The 17,051-nt window shown below is 56.4% G+C and carries 16 protein-coding genes; 7 read left to right on the top strand and 9 right to left on the bottom strand.

Annotated features, from left to right (window positions below):
* Positions 1-67 precede the first annotated feature (67 nt).
* A complete protein-coding gene (locus tag ACQG1Y_RS05075) occupies positions 68-1,768 on the top strand; it encodes a lysophospholipid acyltransferase family protein (protein WP_426736690.1) in 1,701 nt (566 codons plus the stop codon).
* 79 nt (positions 1,769-1,847) lie between these two features.
* Here ACQG1Y_RS05075 and tauD read toward each other — a convergent pair whose 3' ends face one another.
* Genes tauD through tauA form a run of 4 tightly spaced genes read right to left on the bottom strand, consistent with a single transcriptional unit; the run spans position 1,848 to position 5,260 of the window.
* Positions 1,848-2,699, bottom strand: a complete 852-nt coding sequence (tauD, locus tag ACQG1Y_RS05070) for a taurine dioxygenase (RefSeq protein ID WP_033487708.1) — start codon at positions 2,697-2,699, stop codon at positions 1,848-1,850.
* Entirely contained in the window at positions 2,696-3,523 is an 828-nt protein-coding gene (gene tauC / locus ACQG1Y_RS05065) for a taurine ABC transporter permease TauC (protein WP_017383144.1), read from the bottom strand. The genes tauD and tauC overlap by 4 nt, the downstream gene beginning before the upstream one ends.
* Positions 3,520-4,287 carry a taurine ABC transporter ATP-binding subunit gene (gene tauB / locus ACQG1Y_RS05060; RefSeq protein ID WP_015571326.1) on the bottom strand — a complete coding sequence of 256 codons (768 nt, stop codon included), beginning with the start codon at positions 4,285-4,287 and terminating at the stop codon, positions 3,520-3,522. The genes tauC and tauB overlap by 4 nt, the downstream gene beginning before the upstream one ends.
* 10 nt (positions 4,288-4,297) lie before the next feature.
* A complete protein-coding gene (gene tauA, locus ACQG1Y_RS05055) occupies positions 4,298-5,260 on the bottom strand; it encodes a taurine ABC transporter substrate-binding protein (protein WP_017383142.1) in 963 nt (320 codons plus the stop codon).
* Between the two features lie 240 nt (positions 5,261-5,500).
* Here tauA and ACQG1Y_RS05050 point away from each other — a divergent pair, with 240 nt between their 5' ends.
* The 6 genes from ACQG1Y_RS05050 to fbpC all read left to right on the top strand — a co-directional run bounded on the left by ACQG1Y_RS05050 (position 5,501) and on the right by fbpC (position 13,307).
* Entirely contained in the window at positions 5,501-6,130 is a 630-nt protein-coding gene (locus tag ACQG1Y_RS05050; RefSeq protein ID WP_010427966.1) for a response regulator transcription factor, read from the top strand.
* Positions 6,130-7,671 carry an MASE1 domain-containing sensor histidine kinase gene (locus ACQG1Y_RS05045; protein WP_047735174.1) on the top strand — a complete coding sequence of 514 codons (1,542 nt, stop codon included), beginning with the start codon at positions 6,130-6,132 and terminating at the stop codon, positions 7,669-7,671. The genes ACQG1Y_RS05050 and ACQG1Y_RS05045 overlap by 1 nt, the downstream gene beginning before the upstream one ends.
* Positions 7,672-7,756: 85 nt before the next feature.
* Positions 7,757-9,058 carry an MFS transporter family glucose-6-phosphate receptor UhpC gene (gene uhpC / locus ACQG1Y_RS05040; RefSeq protein WP_077579992.1) on the top strand — a complete coding sequence of 434 codons (1,302 nt, stop codon included), beginning with the start codon at positions 7,757-7,759 and terminating at the stop codon, positions 9,056-9,058.
* Between the two features lie 13 nt (positions 9,059-9,071).
* Positions 9,072-10,103, top strand: a complete 1,032-nt coding sequence (locus tag ACQG1Y_RS05035) for an ABC transporter substrate-binding protein (RefSeq protein WP_033487712.1) — start codon at positions 9,072-9,074, stop codon at positions 10,101-10,103.
* A 74-nt stretch (positions 10,104-10,177) separates the two neighbouring features.
* Positions 10,178-12,256 carry an ABC transporter permease gene (locus ACQG1Y_RS05030; RefSeq protein WP_368740802.1) on the top strand — a complete coding sequence of 693 codons (2,079 nt, stop codon included), beginning with the start codon at positions 10,178-10,180 and terminating at the stop codon, positions 12,254-12,256.
* Positions 12,257-12,260: 4 nt separating this feature from the next.
* Complete coding sequence (fbpC, locus tag ACQG1Y_RS05025) at positions 12,261-13,307, top strand: ferric ABC transporter ATP-binding protein (protein ID WP_033487714.1); 1,047 nt, start codon at positions 12,261-12,263, stop codon at positions 13,305-13,307.
* Positions 13,308-13,353: 46 nt separating this feature from the next.
* On the opposite strand, the gene ACQG1Y_RS05020 is transcribed toward fbpC, so the two are convergent.
* From ACQG1Y_RS05020 to ACQG1Y_RS05000, 5 genes are all read right to left on the bottom strand, one after another.
* Positions 13,354-13,800 (bottom strand): hypothetical protein, encoded by a 447-nt coding sequence (locus ACQG1Y_RS05020; protein ID WP_033487746.1) that lies wholly within the window; start codon positions 13,798-13,800, stop codon positions 13,354-13,356.
* A 233-nt stretch (positions 13,801-14,033) separates the two neighbouring features.
* Positions 14,034-14,519 (bottom strand): hypothetical protein, encoded by a 486-nt coding sequence (locus ACQG1Y_RS05015; RefSeq protein ID WP_033487715.1) that lies wholly within the window; start codon positions 14,517-14,519, stop codon positions 14,034-14,036.
* A complete protein-coding gene (locus ACQG1Y_RS05010) occupies positions 14,482-15,252 on the bottom strand; it encodes a winged helix-turn-helix domain-containing protein (RefSeq protein WP_223230158.1) in 771 nt (256 codons plus the stop codon). Before ACQG1Y_RS05010 ends, ACQG1Y_RS05015 begins: the two co-directional genes overlap by 38 nt.
* A 130-nt stretch (positions 15,253-15,382) precedes the next feature.
* A complete protein-coding gene (locus tag ACQG1Y_RS05005; protein ID WP_033487717.1) occupies positions 15,383-16,183 on the bottom strand; it encodes a cyclic diguanylate phosphodiesterase in 801 nt (266 codons plus the stop codon).
* A 5-nt stretch (positions 16,184-16,188) separates the two neighbouring features.
* Positions 16,189-17,010 carry a hypothetical protein gene (locus ACQG1Y_RS05000; protein WP_223230159.1) on the bottom strand — a complete coding sequence of 274 codons (822 nt, stop codon included), beginning with the start codon at positions 17,008-17,010 and terminating at the stop codon, positions 16,189-16,191.
* Positions 17,011-17,051 lie beyond the last annotated feature (41 nt).

The following is a 17,051-nucleotide window of genomic DNA, read 5'->3' as shown; positions in this document are numbered from 1 at the left end:
CCAAACTGCAATACAAACGACATCTCCTCCTTCTACTGTCTGGGCAAGACGGCAGGAGGAGTGATCAATGTTTAGTCTCGACAGCGTTCTTGATGACCTTTGGCCTCAGGCGAGGCCCGCACCCTGGCAAAAAAGTCTGTTAAAAAGACTGCTTCACGAAGACGAATTTCAGCAGTTTGCCGCCAGCCACCGTCACCTGAAAGGGCTGGATATGGTGGAGCAGGTTCTGGAACACCTTGATATTCACTGCTCCGTTTCCGCCCGCGACCTCGAACAAATCCCCGAACACGGCCCACTCATTGTGATAGCGAACCACCCCACCGGCACCCTGGATGGGCTGGCGCTGCTGTATGCCGTTTCCCGCGTGCGACGCGACGTGAGGGTTGTTACCAACAGGATGCTGTCCCACCTTGAGCCCCTCAGTTCATTGTTTATTCCCGTAGATAATATGGGCGGCAGAACCGCAAAAGCCTCGCTGATACAGATGGAGCAGCACCTGCAAAACGCCGGCGTGCTGATCTTCTTTCCGGCGGGCGAAGTTTCCCGCCCAACGCGCAAAGGCATCCGCGATAAAAAATGGCATCCGGGCTTTATCAAGCTGGCCGGCAAACTACGGGTGCCGCTACTCCCGGTACATATCCAGGCGCACAACAGCCTGCTGTTTTATGCCAGTACCCTGGTCTCGCCAACGGTATCCATGCTGCTGCTGATGCAACAGATGTTTCGCCGCCGTCACAGTCAGCTGCCGATCAAAATCGGCCAGCAGATTGCCTGGAATGACCGGTTTAGTTCTACCCTTTCATCGCGTGAGATGGCCGAGCAGTGTCGTCAGCACGTGATACGTCTTGGCAAGGGATTGCCTGGCGTCTTTAAAACCCAGTGCGCCATTGCCCGCCCGGAAGACAGGGCCACGCTGAAGCGCGAACTGGCGCAGGCCGAGTGTCTGGGCAAAACCAGCGATGGTAAGGCCATCTATCTTTGGCAGCGCAACGGGCAGGAAGAGGCGCCTCTGCTGCGCGAGCTGGGGCGGCTGCGCGAGATTGCCTTTCGTGCCGTGGAGGAAGGCAGCGGGAAGCGCCGGGATACGGGCAGCTACGATGATGACTATCTGCACCTCATTCTGTGGGATGACGATGACCTGGAAATTGTCGGCGCGTACCGCTTTATGCCAACGGCCATGCAGGTGGAAAAGCGCGGCGTCGAGGGGTTGTACAGTTACAGCCTGTTCCACTACGACGAAAAAATGCAGGACATACTGGAGCACGGCATTGAGCTGGGGCGCAGCTTTATACAGCCGCGCTACTGGGGGCGTCGCGGTCTGGACTATCTGTGGTCAGGCATTGGCGCCTATCTGGCACGCTATCCCCATTACCGTTACCTGTTTGGCCCGGTCTCCATCTCCGGCGGCTTACCGCCTGCCGCACGGGATCTGCTGGTGGCGTTTTATCGTCTCTGGTTTCCGGCCAGCCATCCCTTAGCCGCCTCGCGTCAACCCTACCCGGCCTCACTTCCGGACGTGCTGGCACAGTTTGGCGGAGTGGATTACGTGGATGACCTGACAAAGCTGAAATCCCTGCTCGGCAACCTGGGTTGCGGCATCCCGCCGCTCTACAAACAGTATTCCGAGCTATGCGAACCCGGCGGCGTGCAGTTTATCGATTTCGGCAGCGATCCGGCGTTCAATAACTGTATCGACGGGCTGGTGCTGGTGGATCTGTGTTATCTGAAGGCAAACCGCTATCAGCGGTATATAGAAGCACACCTCTAGCTCCGTTGCCCGGTGGCGCTGCGCTTACCGGGCCTACAATTAAACGTAGGCCGGGTAAGGCAACGCCGCCACCCGGCAATCAAGGCGCACGGTAAAACGGTTTATCCCCCAGGATCGTCGCCCGCTGCATAATCCTTCGCTGCGGCAGGTAATCCGCATTGGCGTAATGCTGCGTGACGCGGTTATCCCAGATCGCCAGATCGTTCTCCTGCCAGCGCCAGCGCACCTGGAACTCCGGTTTGGTGATGTGCGCGAACAGGAAGCCGAGCAGCGCCTCACTCTCTTTTTCCGCTACGTCCACGATACGCGTGGTAAACCCTTCATTCACAAACAGCGCCTGCTTTCCGGTCACCGGATGGGTACGCACCACCGGGTGCAGCAGCGGGGGATGTTTTGCGACCGCATCCAGCCAGCGCTGGTGCTCCTCTTCGCTTTTGCGGTACTTGTACTCCGGGAACGATTTTTTGAAGTCATGCTCCGCCCGCAGGCCGCTCAGCAGAGTCTGGAGCGGCGCGGAGAGCGCCTCAAACGCGGCAATCCCGCTGGCCCACAGCGTATCCCCACCCGTCTCCGGCAGCTGTTTTGCTGCCAGAATCGCCCCGGCTGGCGGTGTGCCGATAAAGGTAACGTCCGTGTGCCAGTTGTCATTATCGGGCGGGTTATCGTTATGGGTGTCCAGCACGATAATTTCCTCCACCCCTTCCGCATGCGGGTAGACCGGGTGGATATGCAGGTCGCCAAAACGCAGGGCCAGCGCGCGCTGCTGCTGTGGGGTAATGGCCTGTTCGCGCAGGAACACCACCTGATGACGCAGCACCGCGTGGTACAGCTGCTCAAACTGGTTATCGCTCAGCGGACGGGTTACGTCCAGGCCCGACACCTGCGCGCCAATATATGGCCCCAGCGGGGTAATGGTCAGTCGTTCACTCATTGTATTTCTCCATGCCAGGGCGTCAGGCGACGCTGTAGCGCGCGCAGTCCCAGTTCTAATCCAAAGGCAATCGCGGCGATCACCGCGATCCCTGCCAGTACCACGTCAGTCGCCAGGAACTCTCCCGCCGACTGCACCATAAACCCAAGGCCGCGCGTGGCGGCTATCAGCTCTGCCGCCACCAGCGTAGACCAGCCCACCCCAAGGCCGATGCGCAGCCCGGTCAGTATCTCCGGCAGCGCGCCTGGTAAAATGACGAACAGCAGTATCTGCGCGCGGCTGGCGCCGAGCGACTGCGCCGCACGTATGCGTACCTGCTGCGCACTTTTTACGCCAGCCAGGGCCGACATGGCTACCGGCGCAAATATCGCCAGGTATATCAGTAAGATCTTTGACGTCTCGCCGATGCCAAACCAGATCACCATCAGGGGCAGGTAAGCCAGCGGCGGGACGGGACGGTAAAGCTCTATCAGCGGGTCGAGAATGCCGCGTACCGTCGGGCTCAGTCCCATCGCGATCCCCACCGGAACGCCAATAATGACCGCCGCCAGCAGCGCCACCAGAATACGCATCAGACTGGCGCCTAAATGCTGCCAGAGCGTGGCATCCATAAAGCCCTGCGGCCCGGCGATAGTAATTAGTTTTTCCAGAACCTGGCCTGGCGGGGGCAGAAACAGCGGGCTGACCCACTGCTGCGCGGCAACCGCCCACCATACCGCCAGCAGCACCACCAGCGTGCTGAGGCTTAAGGTGAGCTGGCGAGAGAACGGCCAGCGTAAGGCAAGGCGCGTCCGCCGCGTTTTTTCACTGAAAACAATGCTCATGAGAACGCCTCCCGTTGCTCAAACACGCGGCTTAAGACGTATTCACGCTGTTCAATAAACAGCGGATCGGATTTGATGCTGCGTACCGGCTCTCCCGCCACATAGCGGCGGGCAAACTCAAGCGGCAGGCGCTCCAGCACGCGTCCCGGCCCCGGTGAGAGCAGCACCAGCTCCGTCGCCATAAACACGGCCTCTTCGATATCGTGGGTGATTAACAGCACCTGCTTGCCGGTTTCGTGCCACAGGCGCAGCAGCAGGGTTTGCATCTGCTCGCGGGTGAAGGCATCCAGCGCCCCGAAAGGTTCGTCCAGCAACAGCAGCTGTGGGTTAGCCGCCAGCGCGCGGGCGATCCCGACGCGCTGACGCTGCCCGCCTGAAAGCTGCCAGATAAAGCGTTTTTCAGCCCCCTCCAGCCCGACCTTTTTCAGCATATCGCGCGCCGTATTCAGGCGCTGTTCACGCGCTACACCTGCCAGTTGCAGACCAAACGCAACGTTTTCCTGAACGTTTCGCCACGGGAGTAATCCTTCATTCTGAAAGACCACGCCGCGCTCTGCGCCCGGCCCCGTTACCCGTTTTCCTTCCAGCTGGATCGTGCCGTGCTGATACGGTACAAACCCCGCGATCAGGTTCAGCAGCGTCGTTTTCCCGCAGCCGGACGGCCCCAGCACCACCAGCAGTTCACCGCTGTCCAGCGTCAGGTTGATCTCTTCCAGGGCGGGTTTGCCGCCGTAATCGGCAGACAGGTTTGTAATGTTCAGCATTGCAGCCCCCTTATTTCACAAAGCGATCGGTCACGAACTGGCTGTAATCCGCCGCCACCGCAGGCACTTTGCCCTGCTCTTTCAGGAACGTGGCAGTGTCGACAATCGCTTTGCTCACCGGCCCGTTCAACTGCTGGACCTGCTGCGCAGGCGTCAGATAGGTGTTGCCTTTTACCAGCCCCGGCACGTCAGCTTCCGGCACGCCGCTCAGACGTGAGAGCTTCTCCAGGTTGGCGGGATGTTTCAGCCATTCATCCGGGTTGCTGATGTATGGCTGCTGTGCGTCGATGGCGCTTTTGGCGAAGGCTTTCACCACTTCAGGGTGTTTCTCGGCAAAGTCCTTCCGTACGACCCAGACGTCAAGGGTTGGCGCGCCCCACTGCCCCACTTTTTCGGAGTCGGTCAGCACGGTGCCCTCTTTTTCCAGCTCGTTGACGGCGGGCGCCCAGACGTATGCTCCATCGATGTCGCCACGCTGCCAGGCGGCAATAATCGCCGGAGGTTGCAGGTTGATGATCTGCACCTGGCCCGGCTTAATGCCCCAGTGTTTCAGCGCTGCCAGCAGGCTGTAATGCGTGGTGGAGATAAACGGCACCGCGATGCGTTTGCCGATCAAATCTTCGGGTTTCGTGATGCTTTTCTTCACCACCAGCGCTTCGGAATTTCCGAGCTGCGACGCCAGCAGGAAGACTTCAATCGGCACCTGCTGGCTGGCGGCCACCGCCAGCGGGCTGGAGCCCAGGTTGCCAATCTGCACGTCGCCCGAGGCTAACGCCCGCACAATCGCCGCGCCGCTGTCGAACTTGCGCCAGTCGACATTCGCCCCGCTCGCTTTGGCAAAGGTGTTATCCGCCTGCGCGACTTTCGCCGGCTCAGCGGAAGTCTGATACGCGACGGTGACGTCCACCGCCTGCGCCTGAAAAGCCCACAGCGCCAGTGCGCCGAGTAATGTGATTCGCGATGAAATTGCCATAATGCCTGCTCCCCTTGTTGTTATGAGGGCAGTATTTCCGGCGCGGGAATTTTGATAAAGGAATAAAAAGGCATCGCTCATTCCGAATCGTTTTTAGAAAAAAACCGGCAAAGGATAGTTAAAAAGTGGGCTGTGGCTTTATTGCAATTTTGTTACATCGGTTACATAACCGCAGCCGCAGGATTGCCAGCCCGCCGGCAACGGGCATCATAGGTCAACGAATGAGCAAAAGGTGTCGAGATGATTAAAGTGGTGCTGGTGGACGATCACGTGGTGGTGCGTTCCGGTTTCGCCCAGCTGTTAAATCTGGAAGAGGATGTGATCGTTGAGGGCCAGTTTAGCAGCGCGGCGGAGGCGTGGCCCGCCCTGTCGCGCAACGATATCGACGTGGCGGTGATGGACGTCGCGATGCCGGACGAAAACGGTCTTAGCCTGCTCAAGCGCCTGCGCCAGCAGCGGCCGACGTTTCGCGCCATCATCCTGAGCATCTACGACACACCCGCCTTTGTACAAAGTGCCCTCGACGCGGGCGCCAGCGGCTATCTGACCAAGCGCTGCGGCCCGGAGGAGCTGGTGCAGGCCGTGCGCGCCGTCGGCATGGGCGGGCATTACCTGTGTGCTGATGCGGTAAAAGCGCTGCGCGGCGGCGAGCCGATGCCAAAAGTGCTTGAGGCGCTCACTCCGCGCGAGCGCGAAGTGTTTGAGCTGCTGGTGAAAGGCGAAAGCGTGAAGGAGATTGCCTATACGCTTTCGCTGAGCCATAAAACCGTTCATGTCCATCGCGCCAACGTGCTGGGCAAGCTTCAGTGCAGCAGCACCATCGACCTGGTGCACTTCGCGCTTGATAACCAACTGCTCACGGGCCACTGATGCGGCGCGCTGTCCGGCATCTGATCCTGTCCCTGTTCATTATGCTGGCCTGGGGAACCGGCTGGCTGATGCTGTGGACGCTGAGCTTCTACCTTACCCACAACGGCCAGCAGGCGGTGCTGTTTCTGCCGCAGGGCGTGTGGCTGGCGCTGATGATTTTACTTTCACGCCGCTACTGGCCTGCATTAATTCTCCCCCCCCTTGCCGCCATTCTGTGGCTGCACGGTGAGCAGCTCCTCACGCGTTATCTGATGCTGGCCGTGCCGCTTATCGGCATCGTCAGCGCCTGGCTGGCGCAGCAGTACTGGCATCGCTTCCCGCTCTACTGGCAGCGGCTGTCGACGCTGATTGCGGCGGTGACGGTGAATGCCCTGCTGCAAACCTTGCTCCTGTCGCCCTTTCTGGACAGCCCGGCCACGCTGCTTTTGCTCGGCTCCTTTACCGGTGGCGTACTGCTTACGCCGTTCGTCTATCTGGTCTTCGAATTTTTACGCCAGCAGCATCGTTACCACCTGCTGGGGCTGGACACCAGCAATCCGCCGCTGCGCACCTCGCTGATTATCTGGTGCAGCCTGTTTTTCATTATCGGCATTGGCACGCAGATGGTGCTCTCCCCGGCGCTGGAGCGGCTGCTGCTGATTGTCGTGTTCCTGCCCAACGTGGTGATGGCGTGGAAATTCGGCTGGCAGGGCGGTGTCCTTTCCGGGCTGCTCGGCAGCATGATGATCACCATTGCCCGCCAGGTGGGCGTCGGGTTTAGCGACCTTCTCGAACTGGAAATTTTTCTCTCTACCCAGTCGCTGCTGGGGATTGGCCTGGGGATCGCCATCAGCCGCCAGCAGCATCTGGCGATGAACCTCGAACGCTATCGCCATCGGCTTGAGAGTGAACTTCAGGCCAGACGGGCGCTGGCGGAAAAGCTGATCCATTCCGAAGAGGACACCCGCAAGCAGCTGGCGCGCGAGCTTCACGACGAAATCGGCCAGAACATCACCGCTATCCAGATCCAGTCTCAGCTGGTGAAGCGGGCGAGCGATACGCCGCTCGTCATTGAGGCCGCCGGACAGATCAACGACCTCGCGCGGCGTATTCACCACTCCACGCGCCAGCTGTTGCGCCAGCTCCGCCCACCCGTGCTGGACGAGCTGTCGCTCCAGGAGGCTCTGCACCACCTTGTCAACGAGTTCGCCTTTGCTGAACGCGGGATCCGCTGCCGTTTTGACTACCGGCTTCCCACGCCGCCGGAAAGCGAAACGCTGGTCTTTACCCTGTATCGCCTGCTCCAGGAGCTGCTCAACAACGTCTGCAAACACGCCAACGCCAGCGAAGTCACGATTTTGCTCTGCCAGCGTCACGCGCGGCTCTACCTCGAGGTGCACGATAACGGCAGCGGCATCAGCCCGCAGCAGCAGCCCGGCTTCGGCATTCAGGGCATGCGCGAACGCGTCTCGGCGCTCGGCGGCGAACTGACGCTGGAATCCCGTCTCGGGACGCGCGTAATTGTTAACCTGCCCACAAATTTGCAACAAACGCCGCGCTGACCAGGAAAAAGTCTTAGTCACTCCAGACTTTGTCTCATCCCATTTATGCCGCACTTCCCTACAGTCATCTCAAACGGAGAACGCCATGCACGCACTGTCTGCTGAAGAGGTTTCACAACGTTACCGGTCGCTGCGCCCCAGGCTGCTCCTTTGTATGGTGATTGGCTACGCCGCGTTTTACCTGACGCGAAAAAGTCTGAACACTGTTTTACCCGCGCTACAGCTGGATTTGGGGCTCAGTAAGGGCGATATCGGGCTTATCGGCTCGCTGTTTTATCTCAGCTACGGGCTGTCCAAATTCGCCGCGGGGCTCTGGCACGACAGCCACGGACAGCGCGCCTTTATGGGCATCGGGCTGCTGGCAACGGGCGTGCTGAACGTGCTGTTCAGCTTTAGCGATGCTTTCCCGCTGCTGCTGTTTATCTGGACACTGAACGGCTTCTTTCAGGGCTGGGGCTGGCCGCCCTGCGCCAGGCTGCTGACCCACTGGTATTCGCGTAACGAGCGCGGCTTCTGGTGGGGCTGCTGGAATACCTCCATCAATATCGGTGGCGCGATTATTCCGTTGATTTGCGCCGTTGCCGCCCACCGATGGGGCTGGCAGGCGGCGATGCTGACACCGGGGATCATCAGTATCGTGCTCGGCCTGTGGCTGACCACACAGCTGCGGGGCACACCGCAGGAAGAGGGTCTGCCCACGGTCGGGGAGTGGCGGAGCGATCCGCTGGAGCTGCGCCAGCAGCAGCAAAGCCCGCCGATGGGGCTATGGCAGATGTTGCGCACCACCATGCTGCAAAACCCGATGATCTGGCTGCTCGGGGCGTCGTATGTGCTGGTGTATCTCATCCGCATCGCCCTGAACGACTGGGGCAACATCTGGCTGGCAGAAAGCCACGGCGTGAACCTGCTCAGCGCCAACGCCACGGTGATGCTGTTCGAAGTGGGCGGCTTACTGGGTGCATTGTTTGCTGGATGGGGATCAGACCTGCTGTTCAGCGGCCAGCGCGCACCGATGATTTTACTGTTCACGCTGGGGCTGATGGTGTCTGTCGCCGCGCTGTGGCTGGCACCGGTGCACCACTACGCCCTGCTGGCGATGTGCTTTTTTACGGTCGGATTTTTCGTCTTCGGCCCGCAGATGCTCATTGGCCTTGCCGCCGTTGAGTGTGGACATAAACAGGCGGCAGGCTCGATTACCGGCTTTCTGGGCGTATTTGCCTATCTGGGCGCCTCGCTGGCCGGATGGCCGCTGTCGCAGGTGATTGAACGCTACGGCTGGTCGGGGATGTTCAGTTTGCTCTCGATTGCCGCCGTCCTGATGGGTTTATTACTGATGCCCTTGCTGATGGCAGGCATCACCGCTTCTCGCAGTCACATAACGTCATAAAAAGGGCTGAATAATGAAAACAACGCTTCTCTCTACCCTCATTGCTTCCGGGATCGCACTGGCTACTTTAACCGGTGCCGCACAAGCCAAAGGCCGTCTGGTGGTGTACTGCAGCGCCACCAACGAAATGTGCGAAGTCGAAACCAAAGCGTTCGGTGAAAAGTACGATGTTAAAACCTCGTTTATCCGCAACGGCTCCGGCAGCACGCTGGCGAAGGTGGATGCCGAGAAGAAAAACCCGCAGGCCGATGTCTGGTACGGCGGCACGCTCGATCCGCAGTCCCAGGCCGGTGAAATGGGGCTACTCCAGCCCTATAAATCGAAAAACCTGGAACAGATCATGGAGAAATTCCGCGATCCAGCCAAGGTGAAGGGCAACCTCTCCTCAGCGGTCTACGTCGGGATCTTAGGTTTTGGCGTCAACACCCAGCGCCTGAAAGAGAAAAACCTGCCGGTCCCCAAATGCTGGAAGGATCTGACCAAACCGGAATACAAGGGCGAGATCCAGATCGCCGATCCGCAAAGCTCCGGCACCGCCTATACCGCGCTGGCGACCTTCGTCCAGCTGTGGGGGGAAGACCAGGCCTTCGACTACCTGAAACAGCTGAACGGCAACGTATCTCAGTACACCAAATCCGGTATTGCCCCGGCGCGTAACGCCGCGCGCGGTGAAACCGCCATCGGCATCGGCTTCCTGCACGACTACTCGCTGGAAAAAGAGCAGGGTGCGCCGCTGGAGCTGATCTCTCCGTGCGAAGGCACCGGGTATGAAATTGGCGGCGTGAGCATTCTGAAGGGCGCGCGCAACGAAGAGAACGCGAAGCTGTTCGTGGACTGGGTGCTCTCGAAAGAAGCGCAGGAGCTGGCGTGGAAGAAGGGCAAGTCCTACCAAATCCTGACCAACACCACGGCGGAAACTTCGCCGAACTCGCTCAAGCTCGATGATTTGAAGCTCATCAGCTATGACATGGACAAATACGGCTCCACGGACGTGCGTAAAGCGCTAATCAATAAATGGGTCAGCGACGTGAAGATGGGTAAATAAGCTCACTACCGCGGTAATTGCCGGGTGGCGCTACGCTTACCCGGCCTACAATTTCCTTAACACCCGGAATTGCTATGTCACAGACACTCGCTCTTCATCCCGTGAAAAAACGGGATGCGGTCTTCCTTTGGGTTTTCGTTGGCTGGCTGGCCTTTGCCCTGCTGCCGAGCTGGAGCCTTGATTACGGCCTGCTGGAATCTACCGGGGATGAGATCCTCGACGCCTACGGCTGGTCGCACTTCAACATCAGCTGGCTGTGGTATCTGATGCCGAGCCTGCTGCTGGTGCGCCCGTTTAACGAAGCAAAGCGCGAGCAGCGCAGCCGCCACTACCTTGACGCGGGCTGGGCGCTGCTGTGCATGGCGTTCGTGGTCATCAGCGCCACCGTGGAAGGACGCGGTTTAGGCTATGCCACCATCGTGCTGTTTGTTGCCCTGGGCGCCATCATGACGCTGGCCCTCACCCGCCTGAAGTGGCTGGGCGGCGATCGCTTTGTCATCGGCTCGCTGATTACCATCGTGGCGCTGATCGGCATTTTTATCGTCTGGCCGAGCATCGCCATTTTCATTCCGATGTTCACCAACGACGCAGGTGAATTCGCCCCGCTGGCCTTTATGAACGTGCTGTCGCAGGCGCACATTATCCAGGTCATCATCAACTCGATTCTGCTGTCGATAGCCGTCGGGGTCGGCTGCACCTTCTTTGGCCTGGTGCTGGCGATCTACACCACGCGCATCGCTAAACGCAGCGCCATCATTGGACGTATCTTCTCGATTCTCCCCATCGTGACCCCGCCGTTTGTGGTGGGGTTGGGCGTTACGCTGATGATGGGACGCTCTGGCTATATGACGGAGCTGATGGTGGACTGGTTTGGGTTAACCAATACCAACTGGCTGTACGGCTTCACCGGCATCTGGCTGGCGCAGGTGCTGGCCTTCACGCCGATGGCCTTTATGATCCTCGACGGCGCGATCAAAACCATCCACCCGTCGCTGGAAGAGGCCTCGTACACCCTGCGCGCCAGCCGCTGGCAGACCTTTAACGGCGTCTTCGTGCCGCTGCTGAAACCGGCGCTGGCGAATGCGTTCTTAATCGTGATTGTGCAGTCGCTGGCCGACTTCAGTAACCCGCTGGTGCTGGGCGGGAACTTCGACGTGCTGGCCACGCAGATCTACTTCTACATTACCGGCTCACAGCTGGATTATCAGGCAGCGAGTACCCTTGGGGCCTTCCTGCTGCTGTTCTCGCTGCTGGTGTTCTGCATCCAGTACATGTGGATCGGCAAGCGCTCCTACGTCACCGTGTCCGGTAAATCGTACCGCGGCGACGTGCAGCCGCTGCCGGTGACGCTGGTGTGGAGCGTGATCGCCCTGCTGGCGGTGTGGATCGCCTTTAACGCCCTGCTCTACGGCAGCATTTTCTATGGCAGCTTTACCGTCAACTGGGGCGTGGATTACACCCTGACGCTGGATAACTTTATCAAGCTGTTCGGCCAGGGGATGAGCGACGGCGCGTGGCCTTCGCTGCTCGATACTCTGCTCTACGCCGGGATTGCCGCGCCGATCACCGCCGCCTTCGGACTGCTGATTGCCTGGGTTGTGGTGCGCCAGCAGTTCCGGGGTAAAAAGACCATCGAGTTCACCACCATGCTGTGCTTTGCCGTACCGGGTACCGTGGCGGGCGTGTCCTACATTCTGGCCTTTAACAGCGCGCCGGTGTACCTCACGGGCACCGCCGCCATCGTGATTATCTCCATGGTGATGCGTAACGTGCCGGTGGGCATTCGCGCCGGGATCGCGGGATTAGGGCAGATCGACAAGTCACTGGACGAGGCCTCGCTGAGCCTGCGTGCCGGAAGCCTGCGCACCATCACCCACATCCTGCTGCCGCTGCTGCGTCCGGCCATTTTATCAGCGCTGATTTACAGCTTTGTGCGCGCCATCACCACCGTCAGCGCCATTGTGTTCCTCGTCACGCCGGACACCCGCGTGGCAACGGCCTACATTCTGAACCGCGTGGAAGACGGCGAATACGGCGTGGCGATTGCCTACGGCTCGATCCTGATTGTGGTCATGCTGGCGATCATTTTCCTCTTTGACTGGCTGATCGGCGAGGCGCGTATCTCCCGTTCAAAAGCCAAAAACCAGGCGTAACACTATGACTGAGAAACATTTTGTTGAACTGCGCAACGTGACCAAACGCTTTGGCGCAAACACGGTAATTGAAAACATCAACCTGGCGATCCCGCAGGGACAAATGGTAACGCTGCTCGGCCCGTCCGGCTGCGGTAAAACCACCGTGCTGCGCCTGGTTGCCGGGCTGGAAAAACCGACCGAAGGGCAGATTTACATCGATGGTGAGGATGTGACCCACCGCTCCATTCAGCAGCGTGATATCTGTATGGTGTTCCAGTCCTACGCGCTCTTCCCGCATATGTCGCTGGGCGAGAACGTGGGCTACGGTCTGAAGATGCTGGGCGTTTCGCGCGCAGAGATAAAAACGCGGGTCAAAGAAGCCCTGGCGATGGTTGATCTTGAGGGGTTTGAAGATCGTTACGTGGATCAGATTTCTGGCGGCCAGCAGCAGCGCGTAGCGCTGGCCCGCGCTCTGATCCTCAAACCCAAAGTGTTGCTGTTCGATGAACCGCTGAGCAACCTCGATGCGAACCTCAGGCGCAGCATGCGGGACAAAATCCGCGAGCTGCAAAAGCAGTTCAACATCACCTCGCTGTACGTGACGCACGATCAAAGCGAGGCGTTTGCGGTCTCCGACACCGTGCTGGTGATGAACAAGGGCAACATTATGCAGATTGGCTCGCCTCAGGATCTCTATCGCCAGCCGGCGTCTCGCTTTATGGCGAGTTTTATGGGTGATGCCAACCTCTTCCCGGCCCGCTTCAGCGAGGATGTCGTGGAAATCCACGGCTATCGTCTGCCGCGTCCGCTGCACTTTGCTACCCAGGGCGAAGGCACCGTCGGCGTGCGTCCGGAGGCGATTACGCTCAGCCAGCACGGCGAGGCGAGCCAGCACTGCACTATCCGCCACGTCGCCTATATGGGTCCGCAGTATGAGGTGATTGTCGACTGGCACGGACAGGAGATTTTACTACAGGTGAACGCCACGCGCCTGCAGCCGGACGTGGGCGATGCGTACTATCTTGAGATCCACCCGTACGGGATGTTTGTACTGGCGGAGGCGGCTTAATGAAATGCGAAACGGTAACGCGGGTTGCCGTTTCGCGTCTTCACTTTTAATCCCGTAACCAGGTTTCGGGTAATGTATAAGATTGTTGCAGTAAGCCATGGCGAAAAATATACAGGCAGGCAAGATAAAAATGTCTGACGTTAAGCCGCTGGCAAATTTTGTCTCTGAGTCTATAGACCTGCTTTTGAGAACAACAAAACATCTTTGCCATCTCTTCGATATCCTTTCCGCACAGAAATGCGTTAATTAATGCCATCTCTTTTTCTTCTATTTTTATTTTCACCGGCTGTGACCGTTTATCCGACATTAAAACAGGAATTTTATTGATGATCATTAGCGTAATATTTTCTGGGCTGGTTTTCATGTCAACAGTGTCCCCACAGGGGTTTACGCTGAAGGGCAAGCTCGCGGGTTGATTCATACAAAGCATTATAGCCTTAGTTTGCTCAAACATAGCCGAGACAACACGCCACCCGTGCTCAAGATCGTTCATCGGCATTCTGCTGTCTACCAGGACCACACACTCACGATGAGGGGTTTCAAACAGCGTAAGATCCTGAATATGCACAAGAGAAATACACTGCTTTAACCCCTGAAAGAGATAACTATCCTGTGTTATCAGAACGTTTAATGGCATGATATTTACACCCAAATGCGTTTTACCGGCAAAAAGATTCCGGCCTCTTAGCATTAAGAGGCGGAGAGATAATTTAAAAAATAACGGCGTCAGTCTGATTTAGCGCACACTAATACCGTACGCCGCAAATCGCTGATGCTCCATACTTCACCCTGTAACTTCCGCACCTTAAATAAAAAGACCTTTTGGGCTGAAGTCAGTTTTTCTGATAAAAACTCAGGTAGTGTTTCGCTACTGTTCTTCTCTATGCCTTCTCTTTTAAATTCAGTAAAAGAGTGAGTGTTATCTCCGGAATAACGCAGTCGGGCATAGCGATCGACGATATAGCGCTGGTTGTTGTAGGTCACGATCCCATACTCGGTAATGTAGCTGAGCGCATCTGGAACGAAGTGAACGACAAGGTGGATGTTGGCAACGATCTTGTCATTATCTTTGCCCAGCTCAAGATTCATATCCGTTATGCAATCCAGCGCGCGGGTATCCTTGGGCACGTACAGCAGCGCGCCAATAAACACCAGAATCAACAGCACAGCAAGGCTAGCCCACTTTAGTCGAGACGAAGTTTTTACATTCACTAAATTCCCCTTCACTATCGACCGTACATTTTGCGACAAAGATTTCAAGAAGCTCGGTTTTCTCATGTACTCTACTGTCATCGTAAAAAATATAGGCAGGCGTTGAACACTTCGTCAGCAATTTCATCCCTTTGCCTTCAGAAAAAAAGTGTTCTACTCTCTTTGCATTCACTTTGCTGTGATAAAAGACTTTGCACTGCTGAACTTGTTTTAAAAGCGTGACATCCTCGCGTTTGTCGAAAAAATTGAGATATAAAGCGATTGCTACCCCAATAATAATGAACAACACGCCGGTCCATTTAATCAACCTGGTCTTATTTACACTGGGCTCTTTATCAGGTGTTGAAATCGCCTGCATCACCAAATAGTCTCTGGATTTTTCGTTGAACTGAAGGTTATTCAGCGCCAACTCAAAGCCTTGTTTAGGGACAGTTTTGAGCACATCATGAATTTCAAACTCTGTAAAAATCTTACGCAATATACTGATATTATTGTTCAAACTATTACTCGATGGGGTTAATCCAAAATCGCCCCATACCTTCTGCAAAAGATCCTCTCTGGTCATAAGCCGGTTATTATTTTCCAGGAGTACGAGAAGAAGTCTGCATGCCGGATTAGAAAGCACATGTTGCGTGTTTCCGTCCGACACCGTCCTTTCAGCAACGTTGAAAGAGACATTGTTGTTTATTATGAAATGCATAACACTGCCACCAGCTCCAATATTAATCCACACTCTTCATGGCTTTAATGCCGATAGCTAGTTTAGCGTATTGGGATAAAGTGACAAAATACCCATTCAATTGCGTATCTTACTGACTGGAAATTTTTACTTACGTCATGACAAATAATAACCAACGACGCTTTTATTCCCTATTTTTCATCTGGAAATGCAACCTTCTGGCGGCAAGATACTCCCGTAACTGCGATCGACTTAATGCGCAGGAAAAAAGATAGCCCTGCTGAATAACAATCCCCATATCGCGCAGCAGCTGTGATTGTTCAGGGGTTTCCACCCCTTCAGCAATGATGCCAAGACCCCGCGCTTTCGCCAGGTCCGCAACCCTCGCTGCAATGGATGTTGTCGCTTTATCAGAGGAAAGATGCTTAACGAAAAGCTGGTCAACCTTCACCCCATCCACGCTAAATTGCTCAAGGTATGCCAGATTCGAGCAGCCGGTACCAAAATCATCCAGATAGATCTCGACCCCCGCCAGCTGCAACTTCAGAAAAGCGCCCGTAACCTCAGGCGTAGGCGGTAATGGTTGTTCTTCAGTGACCTCGACCACCAGACAGTATTTTTCCAGAGGAATAGCCGCCAGAAACGAAAGCGTATCAAACACAAAACCGGGCTTCGCGACCTGAGAAGGGCTCACATTAAGCGAAAGATGAAGACCGTCAGGCAGCAATGCATCCAGTTCGTTAATATCTGCCGCAACCTGGCGCAGCAGGTGTTGCGTCATTTCTGGCAACAAGCCGTTCTCATCAAATGCGCGGATAAGCGCCAGGGGAGAGACATTTTCCTCAGAGAGTGACCAACGCATTAATATTTCCAGCCCGTACAACCGCTGGGTCCGGCTGTTAATCAGCGGCTGATAATAGGGAACGATCTCACCCATCATAAGCGCGCAGTAGAGATCGATATTGTTCAAGGGCAACGCAGTCATTGTCATCACTCCACCGTAATCAGCATCACAGTGGAGCCCGCAAACTCACCTGCCGCCACGCTGCCATTTGTATGAAGAACTGATTTCACAACGACATTTTCCTGTTCGGCGACGTCCAGAGTGAAGCCCGACGTGCCGAGCACGTTGTCATTCATATAAAGCTCGGAATAGAGACTGCCGTCGTCACGCAGCTGCACGTTGTCTGCGGAGTAGATATACAGCTTGAGCGTCTGTGATGTCGTACAGTTAATACTGACGTTTTCACTGACTTCATGCCCGTCAAGCTCCTGACGCGTCAGCGTGCCATGATCGAGGGTCAGTACGTCCTGATTGAAATCGCAGGAGCCACTGGGCTGTGGGGCAGTACCGCAAATGCTGCCTGGCAGTATGTTGTATCCTGCATATTTCTGATCGACCACGGGGCCGCTTGTCCCCATGTTGACGCCTGGCGCATAAAAAAAACCGACACACTCTTCAAAATTGACGGTACCGTTATGGTTAGTCGTACCACTGTAGGGCAGAGGAAATACTTTTTTTAACTCCTTGCCCACCTCACCGAGTGTTTCACTACTGCTTATAAAGGGATAAGCCGCAACCCCCCATCCTTGAACAACCCCCCAGCCTGATGTTCCTGAAGCATCATGCCTGTGGCTGATAAAAATGGTGCAGGCATTAAGCCCATAGCAAGGATTTGGCGTTGAGTCATTTTCATCCCAATCAGCAAGCGTGAAGTTATAGTCAAAATTAATGCTGCTATTTTGCGTAATGGAATCAATCCAGCTCCAGACAGAGGCTGAAGCGGGCTGAGTAGCAACAAGAACCAGCATAGCAAGGATCGTTCGGAGCATTATATTCATCACCGTTAACC

The organism is Enterobacter cloacae complex sp. 397G4, from assembly GCF_050031515.1.
Taxonomy (GTDB): domain Bacteria; phylum Pseudomonadota; class Gammaproteobacteria; order Enterobacterales; family Enterobacteriaceae; genus Enterobacter; species Enterobacter hormaechei_C.
This window is presented reverse-complemented; position numbering and strand designations above follow the sequence as displayed.